Origin of the sequence: Pseudomonas piscis (genome assembly GCF_009380155.1) — a bacterium.
Taxonomy (GTDB): domain Bacteria; phylum Pseudomonadota; class Gammaproteobacteria; order Pseudomonadales; family Pseudomonadaceae; genus Aquipseudomonas; species Aquipseudomonas piscis.
Window position 1 is genome coordinate 484,341 of the sequence record NZ_WHUV01000004.1, and the last position, 24,567, is coordinate 508,907.

Below are 24,567 nucleotides of genomic sequence, written 5' to 3' on the forward strand. Positions count from 1 at the left end.
GACCCTTGCTGGGAAATCCACTTCTAGAGTGCCATCAGAATAATGGCGTCAAAAGTAGAGGGATTTCCTGTGTCGGCCGTTCTCTCACTGTTACAAAGCCGTTTACTACGGCCTGTATTCGTTACTCTCGGTATCGCCCTTTTGGTGCAAGTGCTGGTCGCCGTTGCCCTGACCCGGAGCACGGTGACAGCCCTGGAGGCAAACCTGGCTTCGCGCCTGGGCGGTGACAGCCAGAAGCTCGCGGGTGAGCTGGAACAGGCGGGCAAGGAGGTCACCTCCAGCCTGGAGAGCCTGTCCGCCAGTACTCGCCAGCGGCTTACGGCTGGCTTGTCGTCGCGGCTCAAGGAGGAGCAGGTACAGCTGCGCGATGCGCTGGAGAAAGACCTGAAGGATTCCGCCAACGATATGGCCCAGTTGCTGGCCTCGGTGGCGCCTCGGGCCATGTGGGACAACGATGTGCCAACCTTGTCCGAGTTCGCGCGGCGGGCCCAGCGCAATCCTAGCGTGCTCTTCGTGGTGTATGACGATGCCACGGGGGCGCACCTGACTCGCTACCTGAACCGTGAAAACCCCATCAACCGCGCCCTGCTAGAGAAGGGCAAGGGCGATCGGGCCCTGGACAAGGTCCTGGATGCGGCGAAGAACGATCCTTCGGTCTACTACATCGAGGCCTCGATCAATCCCAATGGGGTGGAGATCGGCAAGGTGCTGATGGGGGTATCCACGGCTTCCGTGGAGGCAGACATCGCGGCGTTGGACCAGCGCTTCACGGCCTTGATCGCGAGCAGCGACCAACTCGTTGGCGACAGTCTCAAGGGGGCCTCCGCCGACAGTTCGGCGGCGATGCGTTCACGGCTGCAGTCGGCCCAGGGCACGGCGGCCGAGATGCAGGCCAACACTGCCAGTACCGTGCAAGAGGCGGCGGCCACCCTGCGTTGGCAGATTGGCGTAGGCCTGGCCTTGGTAGGCCTGGCGTTGCTGCTGTTGCTGGCGGTTGTGCTGGGGCGGCGGGTGGTCAACAAGCTGCACCTGCTGATTGCCGCGCTCAATGACCTGGCGGCCGGTGAGGGCGACCTGACCAAGCGCGTGCCACTCAACAGCAACGATGAGATCGGCGACATGGCCTCGGCGGTGAATCGCTTCGTCGACAAGTTGCAGCCGATCGTCCGTGAGGCGGGTGATGTGGCGCAGCGCACTGGCGTCGAGATTGGCGCGATGAGCTTGCGTAATGCCGGCGCCGATGCGGCGGCCGAGGCCCAGCGCGACGAGGTGGCGGAGAGCCTGCGGGCCCTGTCGCACATGGCTGACGAGGCCCAGGCGGAAAGCCAGGCCATGCAGGCTGCGTTGCAGCAGGTGGTGGAGATCCGCCAGGCCACTGATGAGACCACCCGGACTTCGGAGCAGGTCGGTAGCTTGATCGAGGCCCTGGCCGGGCAGGTGGATACCGGGGCCAAGGTGATCGAGCGCTTGGCCCAGCAAAGCGAGCAGATCGAGGTGGTGCTGACGGTGATCCATGGCATCGCCGAGCAGACCAACCTGCTGGCGCTGAATGCGGCGATCGAGGCGGCTCGGGCCGGCGAGACCGGACGCGGTTTCGCGGTAGTGGCGGACGAAGTACGGGCCTTGGCCAGCAAGACCCAGAGTTCCACTGGCGATATCCAGGCCCATATCGGCGCTCTGCAGCAAGGTGCGCGCGAAGCGGTGGCGGCTATCGGCCAGGCTGGGCGCCAGGCCAGCGAAGGCTTGCTGGTGCTGCGCGACAGCGCTCGATTGCAGCAGTCGGTGCAGTCATCGGTGGAGCAGGTGCACGCTGCCATTGGCTTGGCTACCCAGGCTGCGGCGCAACAAGCCCAGGGCGCGCAGGCGGTGCGTGGGCGAGTGGAGACCATTCATGCCCAGGCCGAGCGTGCGGCCCAGGCAGTGGTGGAAACCACCGCTAGCGGCAAGGTGCTGGACAGCCTGGCGGCGCAGCTCAAGGCCAGCCTGGGCCAGTTTCGCGCCTGAGGTCGGTACTGGCCGATGGCTCTGGCGAGCCATCGGCCGGTAGGGTGCTTTCAGCGGCTCAGGTACATGCGCGTCGTCAGCAGGTACACCGGCAGGCCCGAGACCAGGATCAACAGCACCGCATAGGGCGCCGCTGCGGCGAACTCCAGGTTCGAGGTATGGGCCCAGACTGCGGTGGCCAGGGTGTTCAGCCCCGTGGGGCTGAGTAGCAGGGTCGCGGTGAGTTCCTTCATCGCATCCAGGAATACCAGGGCGAAGGCCGCACCCAGTGCCGGGAAGATGATCGGCAGGGTGACCCGGCAAAAGGCCCTGAACGACGAAGCTCCCAGGGTTCGCGCCGCCTCTTCCAGCTGTGGTGCTGCCTTGTTCAAGGCTGTGCGAATCGGTGCCTGGGCCAGTGGCAGGAACAGCAAGGCGTAGGCGATCAGTAGCAGCGCCGAGGTCTGGTACAGCGCCGGCACATAGTGCAAGGCGAAGTACACCAGGGTCAGGGCGATCACCAGGCCTGGCAAAGCGTGCAGCAAGTAAGGCAGGCGTTCGGCCCAGATCGCCAGTCGCCCTTTGTAGCGCACCACCAGCAGGCCCACCGGTACCGCCAGCAGCAGGCACAGCGCCGCGCCGCCAAGGGAGAGCGCCAGGGATGAAAGCAGGGCTTCACCGATGGCGGCCATGGGAAAGGCGGCCGATGAACCTATCGCCAGCCAGTAGGCCAGCATTGCCAGGGGAACGCCGCTGCCGATCAGTGCCAGTGCCAGGCAATAGAGCTGTCCGGGCAGGCTCCAGGCTCCCAGGCGCACCTGTTCGGCATGACGGGCGACTCCCTGGCCGATGCGTACGTGTCGGCCCTTGCCGCGGGCTCGCAGCTCCAGCCACAGCAGGGCCAGGCACAACAGCAGCAGGACGGCCGACAGCATCGCCGCATTGGCGTTGCTGAATTCCAGCTCGAATTGCTGGTAGATCGCCGTGGTGAAGGTCTGCAGGCCCATGATCGACAGGGCGCCGAACTCCACCAGCATGTGCAAGGCAATCAGCAGCGATCCCGCTAGTAGCGATGGCCAGAGCAGGGGCAGGGTGATCTTGAAGAACACTCCCCAGCGGTCCTGCCCCAGGGTGCGCGCGGACTCCTCCAGGGATGGGTCGAGATTGCGCAGCGTGGCGGCTACTGGCAGGAATACCAGCGGGTACTTGGAGAGGGTCATCACCAGGATCGCCCCGCCCAATCCTTCGAAGCTGGCGCTCAGGGATACCCAGGTGAAACTGCTGACGAAAGCCGGCACGGCGAACGGCAGGCACAGCACCACGCCCCAGATCCTCCGGCCCGGCAGGTCGCTGCGCTCCAGCAGCCAGGCCAGGGACAGGCCGATGATCGCGCAGGCGCCGGTCGTTCCGAACATCAGCAACAGCGTGTTGCGTAGCAGGCGGAATACGTAGGGGCGCCATAGCAGGTGCCAGGCTTCTGCCCAGCCGGCTTGCCAGGCCTTGAGCACCACATAACCCAGGGGCAGGAGGCTCAGGCAGACCAATAGCAGGACCGGCAGTAGCAGCCAGGCAGGAGGGGGCTTGCGCCCCGGTGCGCGATGGGCGCGTGCGGCGGAAAACGAAGGGCCCATCAGTTCAGGCCGACATCACGTTCCAGCTCCAGGGCCTGTTCGGCATTGCCCAGGTCGGCGGGTGTCACCCGTGGAGGGTTCAGCTCGCTGAAGGGCTTGAGCCCGCGGTTGGACTCCATGCCCTTGTGCAGCGGATATTCCGCGGTGGTCTGGGTGATCACGCGCTGGCCTTCTTCGCTGGCCATGTAGGCGAGGAATTGCTGGGCTTCCTTGGGATGCTTGCTGGACTTGAGTACCGCAGCACTGGAGACGGTGATCAGGCCGCCGGCGTCGCCATTGGTGAAGTAGTGCAGCTTGGAGTCCAGCTGGCCTCTTTCCCGTTGCAGGGCGAACCAGTAGTAGTTGTTTGCCAGGACCGCGGCCACTTCGCCGTTTTCCACGGCCTTGAGCGCGACCATGTTGTTGCTGTAGACCTTGCCGAACGCTCGTAGCCCGGTCAGCCATTCTTCGGCTGCGTCCATGCCGTGCAGCTTGATGATCGCCACGGCCTGTTCCTGGAAAGCGCCGCTGGTGGGGACGAAGCCGATCTTGCCTTGCCATTGGGGCTGGGAGAATTCCAGTACCGATGTGGGCAGGTCCTTTTCAGCGACTAGCTTGGGGTTGAAGGCCACCACGCGGACGCGGGCGGTGATGCCGATCCAGGTACCGTTGCTGGCCACATACTCCTTGGGCAGTACGGCCAGGGTGGCGGTGTCGGTCTGGGCCAGCAGCCCCTGTTCCCCCAGTTTGTTCAGGGGTGGGGATTCTTCGGAATAGATCACGTCGGCGGGGGAGCGCTCGCCTTCTTCGACTACCTGGCTGGCCAGCTGGTTGCTGCTGCCCTTGCGAACATTGACGTGGATGCCGGTCTTGGCTTCGAAGGCCTTGGCGACCGCTTCGCCGACTTCCTTGTGCTGGCCGTTGTACAGGGTCAGGGAAACGGGTTCAGCGGCTTGGGTGATTGGGGTTGCCAGGGTCAATCCCAGCAAAGTGATGGTCAAGCCACGCAGAAGGGATGTCGGTAGGAGGGTATTTCTGAACATCATTCGCAGGTTTCCTCACTCTTGCATTGCAAAAACTTGTAACAATCATAAACGATATCGTTTCTCATGTGCGCTTTGCGGAGGGCGAGTCTGGTGGAGAGAGGAAAAAATTGGAGGACAGAAACGCAAAAACCCGCTTTCGCGGGTTTTTGTGAGACTTCAGAAAAAATCCTGAAGCTTTGAATTGGTGCCCAGAAGAAGACTCGAACTTCCACGGCCTTGCGGCCACCAGCACCTGAAGCTGGCGTGTCTACCAATTTCACCATCTGGGCAGTATCGCTGACGTCTCCGTCGTTGATGGGGCGAACTATACGGGCAGTATTTTGATCTGTAAACCCCTGTTTTGCTTTTATTAAATCAAATACTTAATAAAATCAGGGGCTTAGAACGCAAAAACCCGCTTTCGCGGGTTTTTGTTCGAGTCTTGAAATTGATCTAATCTCAAGCTCTTGAATTGGTGCCCAGAAGAAGACTCGAACTTCCACGGCCTTGCGGCCACCAGCACCTGAAGCTGGCGTGTCTACCAATTTCACCATCTGGGCAGTATCGCTGACGTCTCCGTCGTCGATGGCGCGCACTATACGGACGCTGTTTTGAGCTGTAAACCCCTGGATTCAAAAAAGTTTGAAAAAATGCTCCGGGGGTAGACGGAAGGATGTATCAGGGGAGTGACGAGGTGTTTTCCAGCTTTGTCCAAGCCTGAAATTTCCCGTTTCAATACGCGTATGCCAAACTAACCGGGATATAGACAAGGTGAAATCTATCTAATGGCCGATTGGCAGTCCCTCGATCCCGAGGCCGCTCGTGAAGCGGAAAAATACGAAAACCCTATTCCTAGCCGCGAACTCATCCTCCAGCATCTGGCTGACCGGGGTTCGCCAGCTAGTCGCGAGCAGTTGGTGGAAGAGTTCGGTCTGACCACCGAAGACCAGCTCGAAGCCCTGCGCCGCCGCCTGCGTGCCATGGAGCGCGACGCTCAACTGATCTATACCCGCCGCGGCACCTATGCGCCGGTCGACAAGCTCGACCTGATTCTCGGCCGCATCAGCGGTCACCGCGACGGTTTCGGCTTCCTCGTGCCGGACGACGGCAGCGAAGACCTGTTCATGAGCCCGGCGCAAATGCGCCTGGTATTCGACGGCGACCGGGCTCTGGCCCGGGTTTCCGGCGTGGATCGCCGCGGTCGTCGTGAAGGCGTGATCGTCGAGGTGGTATCGCGCGCCCATGAAAGCATCGTGGGTCGCTACTTCGAAGAAGGTGGCATCGGCTTCGTGGTCGCGGACAATCCGAAGATCCAACAGGAAGTGCTGGTGACCCCGGGCCGCAATGCCAATGCCAAGATCGGCCAGTTCGTCGCGGTGAAGATCACCCATTGGCCAACCCCGCGCTTCCAGCCGCAAGGCGATGTAATCGAAGTGGTCGGCAACTACATGGCGCCGGGCATGGAGATCGATGTCGCCCTGCGCACCTACGATATCCCCCATGTCTGGCCCCAGGCCGTGCTCAAGGAAGCCGGCCGGCTCAAGCCGGAGGTAGAAGAGAAGGACAAGGAAAAACGCATCGACCTGCGAGACCTGCCCTTCGTCACCATCGACGGCGAGGACGCCCGGGACTTCGACGATGCGGTCTATTGCGAAGCCAAGCCCGGCAAGCTGCGCCTGTTCGGCGGTGGCTGGAAGCTGTACGTGGCGATCGCCGACGTCTCCAGCTACGTGAAGATCGGTTCGGCCCTGGATGCCGAGGCCCAGGTGCGCGGCAACTCGGTGTACTTCCCCGAGCGCGTGATTCCGATGCTGCCGGAGGAGTTGTCCAACGGCCTGTGCTCGCTGAATCCGAAGGTCGATCGCCTGGCCATGGTCTGTGAAATGACCATCTCCAAGTCCGGCGAAATGACCGACTACCAGTTCTACGAAGCGGTGATCCACTCCAAGGCGCGCCTGACCTACAACAAGGTCAGCTCGATGCTCGAGCACCCCAAGACCGGCGAAGCCAAGCAACTGCGCGGCGAATATGCCGACGTGGTGCCGCACCTCAAGCAGCTCTACGCGCTGTACAAGGTGTTGCTGGGCGCGCGCCATACCCGTGGCGCCATCGATTTCGAGACCCAGGAAACCCGGATCATCTTCGGCTCCGAGCGCAAGATCGCCGAGATCCGGCCGACTACGCGCAACGATGCCCACAAGCTGATCGAGGAGTGCATGCTGGCGGCCAACGTGGCCACCGCCGAGTTCCTCAAGAAGCATGAAATTCCAGCGTTGTACCGGGTGCACGATGGCCCGCCGCCGGAGCGCCTGGAAAAACTGCGGGCCTTCCTCGGCGAGCTTGGCCTGACCCTGCACAAGGGCAAGGAAGGTCCGACGCCGAAGGACTACCAGGCCCTGCTGGAAAAGATCAAGGATCGCCCGGACTACCACCTGATCCAGACCGTGATGCTGCGCTCGTTGAGCCAGGCGGTGTACAGCGCCGATAACCAGGGCCACTTCGGCCTGAATTACGAAGCCTATACCCACTTCACCTCGCCGATCCGTCGCTATCCGGACCTGTTGACCCATCGGGCCATTCGCAGCGTCATCCACTCCCGGCAGGAGACGCCGCATGTGCGTCGTGCTGGCGCGACGAGTATCCCCAAGGCGCGTATCTATCCATACGACGAAGCCATCCTGGAGCAGCTCGGCGAGCAATGCTCGATGAGCGAGCGGCGTGCCGACGAAGCCACGCGGGACGTGGTGAACTGGCTCAAGTGCGAGTTCATGAAGGATCGCGTAGGCGAGTCCTTCCCAGGTGTGATCACCGCCGTGACTGGTTTCGGCCTGTTTGTCGAACTGACCGATATCTATGTCGAGGGCCTGGTGCACGTCACCGCGCTGCCGGCGGACTACTATCATTTCGACCCTGTGCACCACCGCTTGGCGGGCGAGCGCACGGGTCGCAGCTTCCGCCTGGGCGACACGGTGGAAGTGCGGGTCATGCGCGTCGACCTGGACGAGCGCAAGATCGACTTCGAAATGGCGGAAAAAACCTTCAGCGCCCCTGTTGGCCGCAAGAAGCGCGGCGCGGCCGATGCTCCGGCGAGCAAGGTGGTCGAGGAGCGCGCTCCGGCCAAACCCGCTCGGCGCAGTTCCAGCAAGGAAAAGGCCTCCGATGCCTACCGTCCCAGCGATGCCGCGGCGAAAAACGCCGAGGTGCGCAAAAGCCGGGAGATGAAGAAGGCGTTGCTGGCCGAGGCCAAGGCCGGCGGCAAGCCCGCGGCTGGAAAGTCCGGCAAGCCGGCGTTCGACAAGCCTGCCAAGCCCACCAAGCATCGCAAGGGGCCGTCCAAGTCAGGCTCCGGCGCAAAGAGCGGTGGGGCGCGTAAACCTAAGGCCAAGCCATGAGTCAGTTGGAAAAGATCTACGGCGTACATGCCGTGGAAGCATTGCTGCGTCACCATCCCAAGCGGGTCAAGCAGATCTGGCTGGCTGAAGGCCGCAGTGATCCCCGGGTCCAGGTGCTGCTGGACCTGGCGGGGCAGAACCGGGTTGCGGTCGGCCAGGCCGAGCGTCGTGAGATGGACGCCTGGGTCGAAGGCGTACACCAGGGCGTGGTGGCGGAAGTCAGTCCCAGCCAGGTCTGGGGCGAAGCCATGCTCGATGAGCTGCTGGATCGCACTGAGGGTGCACCGCTCTTGCTGGTGCTCGATGGCGTGACCGACCCGCATAATCTCGGTGCCTGCCTGCGTACCGCCGATGCTGCGGGGGCCTTGGCGGTGCTGGTGCCCAAGGACAAGTCGGCGACCCTGACGCCAACCGTGCGCAAGGTCGCTTGTGGCGCTGCAGAAGTGATTCCGCTGGTGGCGGTGACCAACCTGGCCCGCACCCTGGAGAAGCTCCAGCAGCGTGGCCTGTGGATCGTCGGCACTGCCGGCGAAGCCGAGCAGGAACTGTACGATCAGGACCTGACCGGGCCGACCATCATCATCATGGGTGCCGAGGGCAAGGGCATGCGCCGCCTGACCCGCGAGCACTGCGACTATCTGGTGCGCTTGCCGATGGCCGGTAGTGTCAGCAGCCTCAACGTCTCCGTGGCCACAGGCGTCTGCCTGTTCGAGGCCATGCGCCAGCGCGGCGCCAAGGCCAAGGCCGCGCGCAAGTAACAAGCGGCGAGTCATGGGCGGCAGGTGCTATTGCCTGTCGCTCGCGACCCATGGTTTGCAGTTGTTGTTCAAATATTCACCAATTTCCTTGCGCCGCTGTTTCCCCTTCTCTACAATTGCGCCCCTTGCCGTACGGCAGGTATCCCTTTGTTCGTTTCTTGGGGGCCTGCGACCAGGCAAGACACACAAAGTGTCATTCACTCCTTGTCTGACCGCTTACAGGCGGCAGGCTACAACCCGTAAGGAGCATTCATGCGTCATTACGAAATCATCTTCCTGGTCCACCCGGATCAGAGCGAGCAAGTCGGCGGCATGGTTGAGCGTTACACCAAGCTGATCGAAGAAGACGGCGGCAAGATCCACCGTCTGGAAGACTGGGGCCGTCGTCAACTGGCCTACGCAATCAACAATGTTCACAAGGCTCACTACGTGATGCTGAACGTTGAGTGCACCGGTAAAGCCCTGGCTGAGCTGGAAGACAACTTCCGTTACAACGATGCAGTGATCCGTAACCTGGTCATCCGTCGCGAAGAAGCCATCACTGGCCAATCCGAGATGCTCAAGGCCGAAGAAAACCGCAGCGAGCGCCGTGAGCGTCGTGACCGTCCTGAGCATGCTGACAGCGCCGATGGCGACGACAGCAATGACAGCGACAACAGCGATAACGCTGACGAGTAATCCACGGATCTTTTGAGGAGCCAATCACATGGCACGTTTCTTCCGTCGTCGTAAATTCTGCCGCTTCACCGCTGAAGACGTGAAAGAGATCGATTACAAAGATCTCAACACTCTGAAAGCCTACGTATCCGAGACCGGCAAAATCGTTCCAAGCCGCATCACCGGTACCAAAGCTCGTTATCAGCGTCAGCTGGCCACCGCTATCAAGCGCGCCCGCTTCCTGGCCCTGCTGGCCTACACCGACAGCCACGGCCGCTGAGACCGGGCAGTCGACAAGTAGTAAGGGATTGAATGCATGCGCGCCTTAGCTGAGTTCATCATGCGCGGTCGTGTGCAGGCCACTCTGGTAGTGGCTGGCTGTTCGGCATTGCCGTTGTTGTATTGGTTGGGTGCTGCCGCTGCAAGCCTTGTGCTGCTGCGGCGCGGGTTGCAGGGCGCCATTGGTGTCCTGGCTCTGGGAGTGCTGCCGGCGTTGCTCTGGTGGCTGACGTTCGATGATCCACGAGCGCTTCTGGTGCTGCTGGGGTCTTCGAGCCTTGCGTTGGTTTTACGCGCAAGCGAATCCTGGAACCGCGTGCTGCTGGTCAGCATAGCGATGGGATTGGTGTTCGCTGGAGTCCTGGGTGCGGCATTCCGCCCTCAGATCGAAGCGCTGTCACAGGAACTGATCAAGATCCTGCCGATGGCCTTGGGTGAGGTCTACCAGCAGCTTTCGGTGGAAGAGCGAGCGCGCCTCGCCACGCTGATCGCCCCGATCCTGACCGGCCTGATAGCGGCCTTGCTGCAAGCCATCAGCGTGCTGAGCCTGATTCTTGGGCGTTACTGGCAAGCTGTGTTGTATAACCCGGGTGGTTTTGGTCGCGAGTTTCGCGCCATCAGAATCCCCCTTGGGCCAGCGATGTTGCTGCTGGCGTGCATGCTGGTCGGGCCGAGTTTCGGGCCGCAACTGGCCATGCTGACGCCGATGTGCAGTGTGCCGCTGGCCTTCGCCGGGCTGGCCCTGATCCACGGGCTGGTGGCGCAAGGGCGACTGGCCAGGTTCTGGCTGGTTGGGGTGTACATCACGATGCTGCCGTTCATGCAGCTGATCTATCCGTTGCTCGTGGTCCTGGCCATTGTCGACAGCCTGATTGATTTTCGCGGTCGTTTGGCGCCGAAAGACGCCGATAACGGTTCTGCGAACGGTGAAGGTTAAAAGTTAAGAGGTTATTACCAAATGGAACTGATCCTGCTGGAAAAAATCGCCAACCTGGGCAACCTGGGCGATAAGGTAAACGTTAAGGCTGGTTACGGCCGTAACTACCTGCTGCCTTTCGGCAAAGCCACCGCTGCTACCGCTGCCAACCTGGCTGCATTCGAAGCGCGTCGTGCCGAGCTGGAAAAACTGGCTGCAGAGAAGAAGGCTTCTGCCGAAACTCGCGCTGCGCAACTGGCTGAGCTGGAAGTGACCATCACTGCCACCGCTGGTGACGAAGGCAAGCTGTTCGGTTCGATCGGCACCCACGACATCGCTGACGCACTGACCGCCTCTGGCGTTGAAGTTGCCAAGAGCGAAGTTCGTCTGCCGAACGGCACCATCCGTAACGTGGGCGAGTTCGACGTAGCCGTGCACCTGCACGCTGAAGTCGAAGCTACCGTACGCGTTGTCGTGGTGGCTGCTTAAGCAGTACTAAATCGTCTGGCACCTCGTGTGGCTGACGGTTAACATCGGGCACGATCCTGTTCACAGGTCGTGCCCTTTGTCTTTCTGCCGATCCTGATTTCCGTCTCTAGAATTCCAAGTGGCCATGAACGATATTTCCGCTCCCGAGCAATACGATCTGCAAACCGCTGCCCTGAAGGTGCCGCCGCACTCCATCGAGGCCGAACAGGCCGTGCTCGGTGGTCTGATGCTGGACAACAACGCCTGGGAGCGTGTGCTGGATCAGGTCTCCGACGGCGATTTCTATCGACATGACCACCGCCTGATTTTCCGCGCCATCGCCCGCCTGGCCGACCAGAACCTGCCCATCGACGTGGTGACCTTGTCCGAGCAACTGGACAAGGAAGGCCAGACCTCCCAGGTCGGTGGCCTTGGCTATCTGGGCGAACTGGCGAAGAACACCCCGTCGGTCGCCAACATCAAGGCCTATGCGCAGATCGTTCGCCAGCGGGCGACCCTGCGCCAGCTGATCGGCATCAGCAACGAGATCGCCGACAGCGCGTTCAACCCCGAGGGGCGTACCGCCGAGGAAATCCTCGACGAGGCCGAGCGGCAGATCTTCCAGATCGCCGAAGCGCGGCCCAAGACCGGTGGTCCGGTGGGTGTCAACGAACTGTTGACCAAGGCCATCGACCGCATCGATACCCTGTTCAACACGTCCGACGCCATCACCGGCCTTTCCACCGGCTATACCGACCTTGACGAGAAGACCAGTGGCCTGCAGCCGGCCGACCTGATCATCGTCGCCGGCCGTCCGTCGATGGGCAAGACCACCTTCGCCATGAACCTGGTGGAGAATGCGGTGCTGCGTAGCGACAAGGCCGTCCTGGTGTACTCCCTGGAGATGCCAGGCGAATCGCTGATCATGCGTATGCTGTCCTCCCTCGGCCGGATCGACCAGACCAAGGTCCGTTCCGGCCAGTTGGAAGACGATGACTGGCCGCGCCTGACCTCGGCGGTCAACCTGCTCAACGACCGCAAGCTGTTCATCGACGACACCGCAGGTATCAGCCCTTCGGAAATGCGGGCCCGGACCCGGCGCCTGGTGCGTGAGCACGGTGATATCGGCCTGATCATGATCGACTACCTGCAGTTGATGCAGATCCCGGGCTCCAGCGGCGACAACCGGACCAACGAGATTTCCGAGATCTCCCGTTCCCTCAAGGCCCTGGCCAAGGAATTCAACTGCCCAGTGGTGGCGCTGTCCCAGCTCAACCGCTCCTTGGAGCAGCGTCCCAACAAGCGTCCGGTGAACTCCGACCTCCGGGAATCCGGAGCGATCGAGCAGGACGCCGACGTGATCATGTTCGTGTACCGGGACGAGGTGTATCACCCGGAGACCGAGCACAAGGGCATCGCTGAAATCATCATCGGCAAGCAGCGGAACGGTCCCATCGGCTTCATCCGCCTGGCCTTCATCGGCAAGTACACGCGCTTCGAGAACCTGGCCCCGGGCAGCTACAACTTCGACGACGACGAGTAACCACGTCTCTTCCGGCACCGGTTGAATGCGGCGAGAGCGCAGGTCTCTTCGCCGCGGATTGTCCTGGCCATGAATTCCGACTGGCGCAGTCGGAATTGGTCATTTTTTGTGCTATATTCCGCGCCCGCGAATTTCCCTGTCATTCAGCGCGTCCTTATCTGCGCCAACACCGGTCATCGACATGCAAGCAGCCAAGCCGTTATTCGACTATCCAAAGTACTGGGCCGAATGTTTCGGGCCAGCACCGTTCCTGCCCATGAGCAGGGAGGAGATGGATCAGCTCGGCTGGGACTCCTGCGACATCATCATCGTCACCGGTGATGCCTATGTCGATCACCCGTCCTTCGGCATGGCGATCATCGGCCGGCTGCTGGAAGCCCAGGGCTTTCGCGTAGGGATCATCGCCCAGCCCAACTGGCAGTCCAAGGACGACTTCATGAAGCTCGGCGAGCCGAACCTGTTCTTCGGTGTCGCGGCGGGCAACATGGACTCGATGATCAACCGCTACACCGCCGACAAGAAGGTTCGCTCCGACGATGCCTACACCCCGGGTGGCCTGGCGGGCAAGCGTCCGGACCGCGCCAGTCTGGTGTACAGCCAGCGCTGCAAGGAAGCCTACAGGCATGTGCCGATCATCCTCGGCGGCATCGAGGCTTCCCTGCGCCGAATCGCCCACTACGACTACTGGCAGGACCGGGTGCGCAACTCGATCCTGATCGATGCCAGCGCCGACATCCTGCTCTACGGCAACGCCGAGCGCGCCATCGTCGAGGTGGCCCAGCGCCTGTCCTACGGCCAGAAGATCGAAGACATCACCGATGTGCGCGGCACCGCGTTCATCCGTCGTGACACGCCCAAGGACTGGTACGAAGTGGACTCCACCCGCATCGACCGTCCGGGCAAGATCGACAAGATCATCAACCCCTACGTCAACACCCAGGACACCGCCGCCTGCGCCATCGAGCAGGAAAAGGGCCCGGTCGAGGATCCGAACGAAGCCAAGGTGGTGCAGATCCTGGCCAGCCCGAAGATGACCCGGGAAAAGACCGTGATCCGCCTGCCGTCCATGGAAAAGGTGCGTAACGACCCGGTGCTCTATGCCCACGCCAACCGCGTGCTGCACCTGGAGACCAACCCGGGCAACGCCCGTGCGCTGGTGCAGAAGCACGGGGAACAGGATGTCTGGTTCAACCCGCCACCGATCCCCATGACCACCGAGGAAATGGACTACGTGTTCGGCATGCCTTATCAGCGCATCCCGCATCCGGTCTATGGCAAGGAGAAGATCCCGGCCTACGATATGATCCGCTTCTCGGTGAACATCATGCGTGGCTGCTTTGGTGGCTGCACTTTCTGCTCCATCACCGAGCACGAAGGGCGGATCATCCAGAACCGCTCCGAAGAGTCGATCATTCGCGAGATCGAAGAAATTCGTGACAAGGTCCCGGGTTTTACCGGAGTTATTTCCGACCTTGGCGGCCCGACCGCCAACATGTACCGCATCGCCTGCAAGAGCCCGGAAATCGAATCCGCGTGCCGCAAGCCGTCCTGCGTGTTCCCCGGCATCTGCCCGAACCTGAACACCGACCACTCGTCGCTGATCCAGCTGTACCGCAGTGCCCGCGCCTTGCCTGGCGTGAAGAAGATCCTCATCGCTTCCGGCCTGCGTTACGACTTGGCGGTGGAATCGCCGGAATACGTCAAGGAGCTGGTGACTCACCACGTCGGTGGCTACCTGAAGATCGCCCCGGAACACACCGAGGAAGGTCCGCTGAACCAGATGATGAAACCTGGGATCGGCACCTATGACCGCTTCAAGCGGATGTTCGAGAAGTACTCCAAGGAAGCGGGCAAGGAGCAGTACCTGATTCCGTACTTCATCGCTGCCCACCCGGGCACCACCGACGAAGACATGATGAACCTGGCCCTGTGGCTCAAGGGCAACGGCTTCCGCGCCGACCAGGTGCAGGCGTTCTATCCGTCGCCGATGGCCAGCGCCACCGCCATGTACCACTCGGGCAAGAACCCGCTGCGCAAGGTCACCTACAAGAGCGACGCGGTGACCATCGTCAAGAGCGAGGAGCAGCGCCGTCTGCACAAGGCGTTCCTGCGCTATCACGATCCCAAGGGCTGGCCGATGCTGCGCGAGGCCTTGCTGCGCATGGGCCGTGGCGACCTGATCGGTTCGGGCAAGCAGCAGCTGATCCCGGCGCACCAGCCGTCTACCGATAGCTACCAGAGTGCCCGACGCAAGAACTCGACCCCGGCCGGCAGCCACAAGGTGGCCAAGGAAACCCGGATCCTGACCCAGCACACCGGCTTGCCGCCCCGTGCCAGCGATGGCGGTAACGCCTGGGACAAGCGCGAGCAGGCCAAGGCCGCGGCCTTCGCCCGCAACAAGCAGGCTGCCAAGGAGCGAGCGGACGCTGCCAAGGGCAAGGGCAAGAAGCCGGCCCGCAAGCCGGTGGTGCCGCGCTGATACAACAAGACGCCAGCTGTGAAGCTGGCGTCTTGCTTTCTCCCCCATGGATTTTTAACGGGTACAGGGCAACAAAAGCCCGGTGCTTTGTTAAGGTTGGCGACCTGCATTCAGTGTGATGCCGAGGTGGCCTCAAGCCATCAGGCAACCTTCCACCGCCAGACCAAGGACGAATCTCGTGGCCAGCGTTATCGACGGAGTCATCAGGGACCTCAACATCACCCAGGTCCTCGCCCGCCAGCGGATCGAAAGCCAGCTCAACCTGCCACGGCTGTTCGCCGCCATCGATACCGATCCGGCGATCGCCGGGGCGGGGGTGGTGTACATCGATGCCGACTTCAACGTGATTACCCTGCGCGAGTTCAGGCCGATTTGCAGCATCACCCCCAAGCGTGTGGTCCTGCGGGAAGCGAAGAGGTACATCGCGCCCCAGCAGTTCGTCGACCAGGTGAAGAACAACCCCCGCGAGTCACGCCTGGCTACCGAATCCTTCAATACCTCGCTGTCCTGTGCCGCCGCGGTGATCGGTTGGCTGGTGGTGTTCAGCGGCACCGTCGCCGTGCCCTTCACCGCCGGTGCCAGCGCCTGGATGGTGGCGCTCGGGGTGTCGGCGGCGGTGGCCGGGACCGCCCAGTGCGTGATCGGCGGGGCGCGGGTGATCAACGAGATCCAGGACCCGGCGGCCAACGACCGGATGGACGATGCCGAGTGGTACACCATCGTCTCGCCGATCCTGGATGGCATTTCCCTGGTAGGCGTGGGGGGCTCCGCGCTGACCACGGTCAAGCTGCTCAAGGCCAGCAAGGCGGCCAATACCGGCAAGAGCTGGACCCAGTTGCTCAAGGGCCTCAACCGCCAGGAGCGGGCCAGGCTGACCAAGGAGCTCTTGACCCTGCGCGATCCGAGCCTGACCCCCAAGTTGCTGAAGCTCAAGCAGCGCACCGAAGGATTGACCAAGCGCTATTCGACGACGCAGATCAGGCACGCGACCCTGACGCAGATGCAAGATGCCCTGGGCGCGGTCCTGAGCACCACCGGCAGCATTCGTTCCGGCAACCTGGGCACGGCGAAGACCCTGGCCGTGGGGCTCTACGAGGAGTTCGACGAATGATCGGCGGGGGCAGCATGCGCGAGTTCCTGGCGCGCTATTTCCCGACCTTCATGCTCACGGTGCTGCTGGGCTGCTTCAGCGCATCGTTGCTGTTGTCGCTGGCGCAAGTCACCTACTGGCGCGGCATGGCACCAGAGCAGAGCAACGACTACATGGGCCTGGGCCTGCTGGTACTGATCCTGCTGCTGGTGGTTGGCAATCTGCTGGTGGTGCGCGGCATTGCCTGGGGCGTGTGGCTGGTGGCCGGTTACTTCGCCCTGTGCCTGGCCCTGGTGGCGCCGATGTTCCAATACCATCCCCACCAGAGCATCTACCTGGTGGGGCTGTTGCTGCCCTTGCTGGGATTACTTTTGCTCAACAGCCGCCGTCACCGGCAAATGCGTGGAAAGCTGGTGGAGATCCGCCATCAGCGGCAACTGCTCAAGGCGTCGTTGAAGCCGCAGCGCAAGCGCCCCTGAGAATCACTGTGGGGCGCCTGGGGGAGTGGTTCAGCTCGGCTTTGAATCGACCCACTTGGCCGAGACCGAAGGTTGCCAGGCGCTCAGGGCATCCAGCAGGCCGGCCGGCGACTGGTTGATCTGCAGCATCTGGCGGTGCGCAGTACTGACGAACCCCTCGCCGACGATATGGTCGAGGAAACCTCCGAGTTTTTCGTAGAAGCCGTTCACTTCCAGCAGCCCCAGGGGCTTGCGGTGGTAACCCAGCTGGCCCCAGGTCCAGACTTCGAACAGTTCTTCCAGGGTGCCAAGGCCTCCGGGCAGGGCGATGAAGGCATCGCTGAGTTCGGCCATGCGTGCCTTGCGCGCATGCATGCCATCCACCACTTCCAGGCGGGTCAGGCCGTTATGGCCGATCTCGATGTCTTTCAGGCTTTGCGGAATGATGCCCACGACTTCCCCGCCAGCGGCCATGGCCGCATCGGCGACGATGCCCATCAGGCCCACCGCGCCACCGCCGTAGACCAGGGTCAGGTTGCGTTCGGCGATGGCCCGGCCCATGGCCTGGGCGGCTTCACGGTAGGCAGGATTGGCGCCGGCGCTGGCGCCGCAAAATACACAGACTGAAGTTAACGACATGTCTTGCTCCCAGCTCAAAGATCGCCTCAGGGTAAAGGCTCGATGAGTCGAGTCCAAGCATTAAACGTCGCGTTGCGGGGTCTCGTGGGTGCCACTGGCACCACAGGCGTAGGCGGCGAGCAAGCTGCGAAACAGGCTGTTGAACGACATGATCCAGGCTCCGGTGGGGTGGTGGCGGTGATTCTAGGGACAGCTCCCGGGGCTGACTGCTTGATTGTTTCGATCGGCCTGATAGCAGAGAGTTGTATACAGTTTCTTGATGCAAATCATAGGCAGTAGCGAGAAATTCAGGCAGTCTTGCCTCCCATGGATTCAGATGGATTTTGTTAACCCTGCCTTGGAGATTCACCATGTTTGCCAAACTCGTTGCAGCATCCCTGTTGACACTGGCCAGCAGCCAACTGATGGCCGCCGAGTGCAAGATCGACGTCGACTCTACCGACCAGATGTCCTTCAGCACCAAGGAAATCACCATCGACAAGAGCTGCAAGACCTTCACCGTGAACCTGGGCCACTCCGGCAGCCTGCCGAAGAACGTCATGGGTCATAACTGGGTACTGAGCAAGACCGCAGACATGGCTGGCATCGCTGCCGACGGCATGGCCGCTGGCATCGACAAGAACTACCTGAAGGAAGGCGACACCCGCGTCATCGCCCACACCAAGATCATCGGTGCCGGTGAAAAGGATTCGGTGACCTTCGACGTGTCCAAGCTGACCGCTGGCGAGAGCTACCAGTTCTTCTGCTCGTTCCCGGGCCACAACTCGATGATGAAAGGCGCCGTGATCCTGAAGTAATCAGGCCCGGCTGCAACGAAAAAGCGCCCCTAGGGGCGCTTTTTTGTGCCTGGCGCTCAGGGCGCGAAGGGCATGACCCGCTTGTGGTGGGTCTTGCGATAGGTGTCGCAGATGGTCTTGAAGGCTTCCTCGCGCACTGGCTGGCCGTGCAGGAAGGCATCGATCTCGGCATAGGTGACGCCATGGGAGGCTTCGTCCGGCTTGCCCGGCGACAGGTCCTCGAGATCGGCGGTGGGGATCTTCTCCACCAGCGACTCGGGGGCCCCGAAATACCGGGCAATGGCGCGCACCTGGTTTTTCACCAGGCCGCTCAGGGGGGCCAGGTCGCAGGCGCCGTCGCCGAACTTGGTGAAGAAGCCCATCACGGCCTCGGCGGCATGGTCGGTACCGATCACCAGTCCCTGGGTGGCGCCGGCGATGGTGTACTGGGCGACCATGCGCATCCGCGCCTTGGTGTTGCCCAGTACGAAGTCCCGGGATACCGCGTGCTGGCCTTCGAAGGCCGCCACTTCATTGGCCAGGGCCTTGACCGCCGGGCCGATGTTCACCGTGTGGCGCTCGTCGGGGTTGATGAAGTCCACCGCGGCCTGGGCGTCATGCTCGTCGAACTGGGTCTCGTAGGGCAGGCGCACGGCGATGAAGCGGTAGCGCTGGTCACCACTGCTGGCACGTAGCTCGACCATGGCCCGCTGGGCCAGCAGGCCGGCGGTCAGCGAGTCGACCCCGCCGCTGATGCCCAATACCAGGGTCTTGAGGCCGGAATTGACCAGGCAGTCCTGGATGAAGCGCACGCGCCGGGCGATTTCCGCTTCCAGGGCGGCGTGGTCGGGAAAAGGTGCTTGGACCTTGAGCTGCTGCGCAATCTCAAGCTGTACGGCTTGCATGATTCACTCCTTGCCAGGTAGGGCAGGTACTTGGAAAACGTGGCGCAAATAGGCGACGAAGTTCGGGTCCTTGCAATGGGTCTTGCCCGCTTCGTCGGAGATCTTGGCGACGGGCTGGCCATTGCAGGCGGCCATTTTAAGCACGATGCTCATCGGCTCCACACCGGGGATGTCACAGGTCAGGTTGGTGCCGATGCCGAAGCTGACATTGATCCGCCCGCGCAGTGTCCGGAAGATCTCCAGGGAGCGCGGCAGGGTCAGGCTGTCGGAGAACACCAGGGTCTTGCTCATCGGGTCGATGCCCAGCTTGTGGTAGTGGGCGATGGCCTTTTCCGCCCAGAGGATCGGGTCCCCCGAGTCATGGCGCAGGCCGTCGAACAGCTTGGCGAAGAACAGGTCGAAATCCCCCAGGAACGCATCGGTGGTGATGCAGTCGGTCAGGGCGATGCCCAACAGGCCCCGGTACTCGCGGACCCAGCAATCGAGGGCGGCGATCTGGCTGTCGATCAACCGTGGCCCCAGCTGCTGGTGGGCCATGATCCATTCATGGGCCATGGTGCCCAGGGGCTTCATGCCCAGCTCGCGGGACAGGTGCACGTTGCTGGTGCCGACGAAACGTCCGGGGAAGTCATGCTTGAGCACATTCACCACCTCCTCCTGGACGCGATAGGAAAAGCGCCGGCGAGTGCCGAAGTCGGCCACCTGCAGTTCGCCCAGCTCCTCGCTGCTGGCGTTGGCGGTCAGCCAGTCGAACTTGCGATACAACTGCTCACGGGCCTGCACCAGCTGGGTTTCCCGGTAGCGGTAGCGATTGCGCACCTCGCTGATGATAGCCAGCATCGGCACTTCGAACAGGATCACATGCAGCCATGGGCCACGCAGGCGGATGAACAACTCGCCGTTCTCGATGCCGGTGTGCACGTAGCGCAGGTTGAAGCGGAACAGCCCGAGAAAGCGCAGGAAATCCGCCTTGAGGAAACTGATGCGCTCGAGAAAGCCCAGCTGGTCGGGGCTCAGGCTCAACTCCGCCAGGTGCTCGAACTGATAGCGGATCTCCGCCAGGTAGGGCCGCAGATCCTCGCTGTTACGGCAGCGAAACTCCCATTCCACCTCGGCGTTGGGGTAGTTGTGCAGCACCGCCTGCATCATGGTCAGTTTGTAGAAGTCGGTGTCGAGCAGGTTCTGCACGATGCGATCGGCAAACACACTCTCGCTCATAACGGGAATCTCCATGCTGGCCGCGACTGACAGGTGCGGCACTCAGCTCTTTCAGTGAAGGCGCTAGTGGCGCATAGACGCCTTGGGCTTTGCCAGTGTTTTTTCGCCCGGGGCTGAAGTCGGGGAACTACGGATCGATCCGCTCCAGCATCCAGCGCACGAAATCGCGAACCTTGGGCACTTCCGCCGCATGCTCGGGGTAGGCCAGGTAGTAGGCATCCTGGCTGGGCATGGCGTACTCCCAGGCGATCACCAGCTTGCCCTCGGCCAGTTCTTCCTCCACCAGGAACCGCGGCAGCAGGGCCACACCGCAGCCGACCTGGGCGGCGCGGATGCACATGTAGAAGGTCTCGAAGCGCGGGCCGTGGTAGCTGTGCTCGGTCTGGTAGCCCTGCTGCTCGAACCACTCGTGCCAGCCCTGGGGCCGCGAGGCGTTTTGCAGCAACACCAGGTCGGCCAGTTGCCGGGGATCGGTGAGCGGTTCGGCCGGCAGGCTGTCGGGGGCGCATACTGCCACCAATTCCTCGCTGAACAGCTTCAGGCTCTCGGTGCCGGGGCGCGCGCCCTGGCCGAAGTAGAACGCCAGGTCGCTATGGCCCTGAAGCAGTTCGTCGGGCTCTTGTTCGTTGCACAGGTCCAGGTGGATGTGCGGGTGGCGCAGGCGCCAGCCCTTGAGCCTTGGCACCAGCCAGCGGGCGCCGAAGGTATAGGGCGTGGAGACCCGCAGTACTTCGGTCTCGCCGCCGTAGGAGCGCAGGTAGTGGGTGGACATCTCCACCTGGGTGAGGATCTTGCGCACTTCCACCAGGTACAGGTCGCCGGCCGGGGTCAGCTGCAGGCGCCGGCGCACGCGGCGGAACAACAAGTGCTGGAGCAGCTCTTCCAGCTGCGCCACCTGCTTGCTCACCGCGCTCTGGGTCAGGTTCAGCTCCTCGGCCGCGCGGGTGAAGCTCAGGTGCCGGGTCACGGCCTCGAAGCACTGCAGGGCCGTGATCGACGGCAGGTAGCGTTTGTTCAGCATGGCTTGTCCTTGTTCTTATCGGTGCTGGATGCCGGCCCAGCATGAATAAACGGAATGATATCTCGCTTAAAGGTCGTTTGTTGGCAAGTCTGCGGCCAGCTACAACTACAGGTCTCGACGACCGCCACGGCGGTCCTGGTCTTTCGCTTGCCACCTGTAAGGAGTCACCCATGGTTGCCGCATTGCTTGATCGTCTGGGCGTGAACCCGGCCCTCTACCAGTCGGGCGCACACCCTGTGCATTCGCCCATCGACGGCAGCCGGATCGCCGCGGTGAACTGGCAGGGGGCCGCCGAAGTGGAGCAGCAGGTCAGTCGCGCCGAGCATGCATTCGCCCTCTGGCGCAATGTCCCGGCCCCTCGCCGTGGCGAGCTGGTGCGGCAGTTCGGCGAAGTGCTGCGCGAGCACAAGGCCGACCTCGGCGAGCTGGTGTCCTGGGAGGCCGGCAAGATCACCCAGGAAGGCCTGGGGGAAGTGCAGGAGATGATCGACATCTGCGACTTCGCCGTCGGCCTGTCGCGCCAGCTCTATGGCCTGACCATCGCCTCCGAGCGCCCCGGCCACCACATGCGCGAAACCTGGCATCCACTGGGGGTGGTGGGGGTGATCAGCGCCTTCAACTTCCCGGTGGCGGTCTGGTCCTGGAACACCGCCCTGGCCCTGGTCTGCGGTAACCCGGTGATCTGGAAGCCCTCGGAAAAGACTCCGCTGACCGCCCTGGCTTGCCATGCCTTGCTGGAGCGAGTGCTGAAGAACTTCCATGACGCCCCCGAATACCTGAGCCAGGTGATCATCGGCGGTCGCGATGCCGGCGCGGCGCTGGTGGACGATCCGCGCGTGGCCCTGGTCAGCGCCACCGGCAGCACCCGCATGGGCCGTGAAGTGGCGCCCAAGGTCGCCGCGCGCTTCGCCCGCAGCATTCTCGAGCTGGGTGGCAACAACGCCATGATCCTCGGGCCCAGCGCCGATCTGGACATGGCCGTGCGCGCGATCCTGTTCAGCGCCGTCGGCACCGCCGGCCAGCGTTGCACCACCCTGCGCCGCCTGATCGCCCATGAATCGGTGAAGGAAGAGATCGTCGCTCGCCTCAAGACCGCCTATGCCAAGGTACGCATCGGCCATCCGCTGCAAGGCAACCTGGTCGGCCCGCTGATCGACAAGCACAGCTTCGAGGCCATGCAGGATGCCCTGGAGCAGGCGCTGAGCGAGGGCGGGCGGGTGTTCGGCGGCCAGCGCCAGTTGCAGGACCAGTACCCCAACGCCTACTACGTGTCGCCGGCGATCGTGGAAATGCCCGAGCAGAGCGACGTGGTGTGCAGCGAGACCTTCGCCCCGATCCTCTACGTGATCGGCTACCAGGACTTCGATGAGGCCTTGCGCCTGAACAACGCCGTGCCCCAGGGCCTGTCCTCGTGCATCTTCACCACCGATGTGCGTGAGGCCGAGCGCTTCATGTCGGCGGTGGGCAGCGACTGCGGCATCGCCAACGTCAACATCGGCCCCAGCGGTGCGGAAATCGGTGGTGCCTTCGGTGGCGAGAAGGAAACCGGCGGCGGGCGCGAGTCCGGCTCCGATGCCTGGCGTGGCTACATGCGTCGCCAGACCAACACCGTCAACTACTCCCGCGAGCTGCCGCTGGCCCAGGGCATTACCTTCGACTGAGCCCCGCGCGGCACGCCTGCCGGCCAGGCGTGCCAGGGGCGGTTGGTCCATGTGGGTTGATTTCGGAGTTGGCGATGGCACTACAAGAACAATGTCTATGGGAACGATTGACTCCGCAAAGGCCTGATCACGCACCGCTGCGGGGCGAGCAGACGGCGGATGTCTGCATCATCGGCGCCGGCTTCACCGGCTTGTCGGCGGCGGTGCATCTGCTGGAGCAGGGCAAGCGGGTCTGCGTGGTGGAGGCCCAGCGTGCCGGGCAGGGGGGCTCGGGGCGTAACGTCGGCCTGGTGAATGCCGGCATGTGGATTCCACCGGACGAGATCGAGGCCGGCTTCGGCGAACAAGTCGGCAGCCAGCTCAATCGCATGCTCGGTGCGGCGCCATCGCTGGTGTTCAGCCTGGTGGACAAGTACCGCATCGATTGCCAGTTGCGCCGCGAAGGCACCTTGCACATGGCCCACAACGCCCGGGGCGAGGCCGACCTGCGCAGCCGCGAGCAGCAATGGAAGCGTCGGGGCGCGCCGGTGGAGTTGCTCACCGGCGCGGCCTGTGAAACCGCCACCGGGACCAGGAAGATCGCCGCGGCCTTGCTCGATCGCCGGGCCGGGACCATCAACCCCATGGCCTATGTCAGCGGCCTGGCCAAGGCCGCGGCCGACCTGGGCGGCCGGCTGTTCGATCATTCGCCGGTAACCCGCCTGGAACGCCAGGGCCAGCGCTGGTCGGTGCAGACCGACCAGGGTTCGGTGCTGGCCGAGCAGGTGGTGATCGCCTCCAATGCCTACACCGAGGGCGACTGGACCGAATTGCGGCGCAATTTCTTCCCGGGTTACTACTACCAGGTGGCCTCGGTGCCGCTGACCGAAGAGGCTGCCCAGCAGATCCTGCCCGGTGGCCAGGGTTCCTGGGATACCCGCCAGGTGCTGAGCAGCATCCGCCGGGATGCCGAGGGCCGCTTGCTGCTGGGCAGCCTGGGCAATGGCAACCAGAAGCCCCTGTGGTTCCTCAAGGCCTGGGCCGACCGGGTGCAACAGCATTACTTCCCCTACCTCAAGCCAGTGGAGTGGGAGTGCACCTGGACCGGCTGCATCGCCTTCACCCCCGACCACCTGATGCGCCTGTTCGAGCCGGCCCCGGGGCTGGTGGCCGTCACCGGTTACAACGGCCGTGGGGTGACCACCGGCACCGTGGTCGGCAAGGCTTTCGCCGACTACCTGTGCAATGGCGACCCGCAGGCCTTGCCGATCCCCTTTGCGCCCATGCAGCCGTTGCCTGGCGCGGCCCTGCGCAGTTGCCTGTACGAGGCCGGGTTCTCTCTCTACCACGCCGGCCAATGCCTGCGAATCGTTATCTGAATGAGGAAATGCACAGCCATTGACGACGCTTTTCGATGCAGCGACTAGCCTGTAGTGGTGCGGCTCGTAGCAGTTGCGCACCACTGGTGTGCAGTTCGGTGACGCAGGCTGTTACAAGAGGGTTGCACGTTGAATTGTGTCGCGGTTGCAATGATGGCACGAGTGGGTTGCGCCCACTGGAAAACAGGGTTTTACCTTCCGCGGTTTAGACGGTTGCACGCCCAATGAAAATGGGCTCGAAACAGTCGAAATAACAATAAGACAGCGACTTTTCTAAGAATAAAAAACCACTGGCACGGCGCTTGCTCTGAGCATTGATGTAAGTCGCAGT

The 24,567-nt window shown here is 62.7% G+C and carries 20 protein-coding genes and 2 tRNA genes; 14 read left to right on the forward strand and 8 right to left on the reverse strand.

Features of this window, described 5'->3' with window-relative positions; genetic code table 11:
* The first annotated feature begins 69 nt into the window (after positions 1–69).
* A complete protein-coding gene (locus GDH07_RS24065) occupies positions 70–2,004 on the forward strand; it encodes a methyl-accepting chemotaxis protein (RefSeq protein ID WP_031320654.1) in 1,935 nt (644 codons plus the stop codon).
* 50 nt (positions 2,005–2,054) lie between these two features.
* On the opposite strand, the gene GDH07_RS24070 is transcribed toward GDH07_RS24065, so the two are convergent.
* From GDH07_RS24070 to GDH07_RS24085, 4 genes are all read right to left on the reverse strand, one after another.
* Entirely contained in the window at positions 2,055–3,614 is a 1,560-nt protein-coding gene (locus GDH07_RS24070) for an ABC transporter permease (protein WP_152899112.1), read from the reverse strand.
* Positions 3,614–4,639, reverse strand: a complete 1,026-nt coding sequence (locus tag GDH07_RS24075) for an extracellular solute-binding protein (RefSeq protein WP_031320655.1) — start codon at positions 4,637–4,639, stop codon at positions 3,614–3,616. Before GDH07_RS24075 ends, GDH07_RS24070 begins: the two co-directional genes overlap by 1 nt.
* A 182-nt stretch (positions 4,640–4,821) precedes the next feature.
* Positions 4,822–4,908, reverse strand: a tRNA-Leu gene (locus GDH07_RS24080).
* 183 nt (positions 4,909–5,091) lie between these two features.
* Positions 5,092–5,178, reverse strand: a tRNA-Leu gene (locus tag GDH07_RS24085).
* Between the two features lie 225 nt (positions 5,179–5,403).
* On the opposite strand from GDH07_RS24085, the gene rnr reads away from it, so the two are divergent.
* The 10 genes from rnr to GDH07_RS24135 all read left to right on the forward strand — a co-directional run bounded on the left by rnr (position 5,404) and on the right by GDH07_RS24135 (position 16,679).
* Positions 5,404–8,010: a ribonuclease R gene (rnr, locus tag GDH07_RS24090; protein WP_022641807.1), complete on the forward strand. Its 2,607-nt coding sequence runs from the start codon at positions 5,404–5,406 to the stop codon at positions 8,008–8,010.
* Complete coding sequence (rlmB, locus tag GDH07_RS24095) at positions 8,007–8,768, forward strand: 23S rRNA (guanosine(2251)-2'-O)-methyltransferase RlmB (RefSeq protein WP_022641808.1); 762 nt, start codon at positions 8,007–8,009, stop codon at positions 8,766–8,768. Before rnr ends, rlmB begins: the two co-directional genes overlap by 4 nt.
* 252 nt (positions 8,769–9,020) lie before the next feature.
* Positions 9,021–9,446 carry a 30S ribosomal protein S6 gene (gene rpsF / locus GDH07_RS24100; protein WP_022641809.1) on the forward strand — a complete coding sequence of 142 codons (426 nt, stop codon included), beginning with the start codon at positions 9,021–9,023 and terminating at the stop codon, positions 9,444–9,446.
* Positions 9,447–9,474: 28 nt separating this feature from the next.
* Entirely contained in the window at positions 9,475–9,705 is a 231-nt protein-coding gene (gene rpsR / locus GDH07_RS24105; RefSeq protein ID WP_002551829.1) for a 30S ribosomal protein S18, read from the forward strand.
* Between the two features lie 36 nt (positions 9,706–9,741).
* Complete coding sequence (locus GDH07_RS24110; protein WP_031320687.1) at positions 9,742–10,641, forward strand: hypothetical protein; 900 nt, start codon at positions 9,742–9,744, stop codon at positions 10,639–10,641.
* Between the two features lie 21 nt (positions 10,642–10,662).
* The gene (gene rplI / locus GDH07_RS24115) at positions 10,663–11,109 is read left to right on the forward strand and encodes a 50S ribosomal protein L9 (RefSeq protein ID WP_007921484.1); all 447 of its coding nucleotides are present in this window, start codon (positions 10,663–10,665) and stop codon (positions 11,107–11,109) included.
* A 124-nt stretch (positions 11,110–11,233) separates the two neighbouring features.
* Positions 11,234–12,631, forward strand: coding sequence for a replicative DNA helicase (dnaB, locus tag GDH07_RS24120; RefSeq protein WP_053132335.1), 1,398 nt, complete (start codon positions 11,234–11,236; stop codon positions 12,629–12,631).
* Between the two features lie 181 nt (positions 12,632–12,812).
* On the forward strand, positions 12,813–15,110 hold the full coding sequence (locus tag GDH07_RS24125; RefSeq protein WP_152899113.1) for a YgiQ family radical SAM protein: 2,298 nt from the start codon (positions 12,813–12,815) through the stop codon (positions 15,108–15,110).
* A 178-nt stretch (positions 15,111–15,288) separates the two neighbouring features.
* The gene (ssp4, locus tag GDH07_RS24130; protein WP_053132331.1) at positions 15,289–16,221 is read left to right on the forward strand and encodes an Ssp4 family T6SS effector; all 933 of its coding nucleotides are present in this window, start codon (positions 15,289–15,291) and stop codon (positions 16,219–16,221) included.
* Positions 16,218–16,679, forward strand: coding sequence for a hypothetical protein (locus GDH07_RS24135; protein ID WP_152899115.1), 462 nt, complete (start codon positions 16,218–16,220; stop codon positions 16,677–16,679). Before ssp4 ends, GDH07_RS24135 begins: the two co-directional genes overlap by 4 nt.
* Before the next feature lie 30 nt (positions 16,680–16,709).
* Here the strand turns inward: GDH07_RS24135 and GDH07_RS24140 are convergent, their stop codons facing one another.
* Positions 16,710–17,297 (reverse strand): cytokinin riboside 5'-monophosphate phosphoribohydrolase, encoded by a 588-nt coding sequence (locus tag GDH07_RS24140; RefSeq protein ID WP_152899116.1) that lies wholly within the window; start codon positions 17,295–17,297, stop codon positions 16,710–16,712.
* A 350-nt stretch (positions 17,298–17,647) separates the two neighbouring features.
* On the opposite strand from GDH07_RS24140, the gene azu reads away from it, so the two are divergent.
* Positions 17,648–18,094, forward strand: coding sequence for an azurin (gene azu / locus GDH07_RS24145; protein WP_022641902.1), 447 nt, complete (start codon positions 17,648–17,650; stop codon positions 18,092–18,094).
* 56 nt (positions 18,095–18,150) lie between these two features.
* Here the strand turns inward: azu and nadE are convergent, their stop codons facing one another.
* The 3 genes from nadE to GDH07_RS24160 form a co-directional block, all read right to left on the reverse strand.
* The gene (nadE, locus tag GDH07_RS24150; protein ID WP_022641903.1) at positions 18,151–18,978 is read right to left on the reverse strand and encodes an ammonia-dependent NAD(+) synthetase; all 828 of its coding nucleotides are present in this window, start codon (positions 18,976–18,978) and stop codon (positions 18,151–18,153) included.
* Between the two features lie 3 nt (positions 18,979–18,981).
* A complete protein-coding gene (gene pncB / locus GDH07_RS24155; protein WP_022641904.1) occupies positions 18,982–20,196 on the reverse strand; it encodes a nicotinate phosphoribosyltransferase in 1,215 nt (404 codons plus the stop codon).
* 127 nt (positions 20,197–20,323) lie between these two features.
* Positions 20,324–21,217 (reverse strand): LysR family transcriptional regulator, encoded by an 894-nt coding sequence (locus GDH07_RS24160; RefSeq protein WP_022641905.1) that lies wholly within the window; start codon positions 21,215–21,217, stop codon positions 20,324–20,326.
* Between the two features lie 170 nt (positions 21,218–21,387).
* Here GDH07_RS24160 and amaB point away from each other — a divergent pair, with 170 nt between their 5' ends.
* A complete protein-coding gene (gene amaB, locus GDH07_RS24165) occupies positions 21,388–22,878 on the forward strand; it encodes an L-piperidine-6-carboxylate dehydrogenase (RefSeq protein WP_022641906.1) in 1,491 nt (496 codons plus the stop codon).
* 74 nt (positions 22,879–22,952) lie between these two features.
* On the forward strand, positions 22,953–24,236 hold the full coding sequence (amaA, locus tag GDH07_RS24170) for an L-pipecolate oxidase (protein WP_152899117.1): 1,284 nt from the start codon (positions 22,953–22,955) through the stop codon (positions 24,234–24,236).
* Positions 24,237–24,567 lie beyond the last annotated feature (331 nt).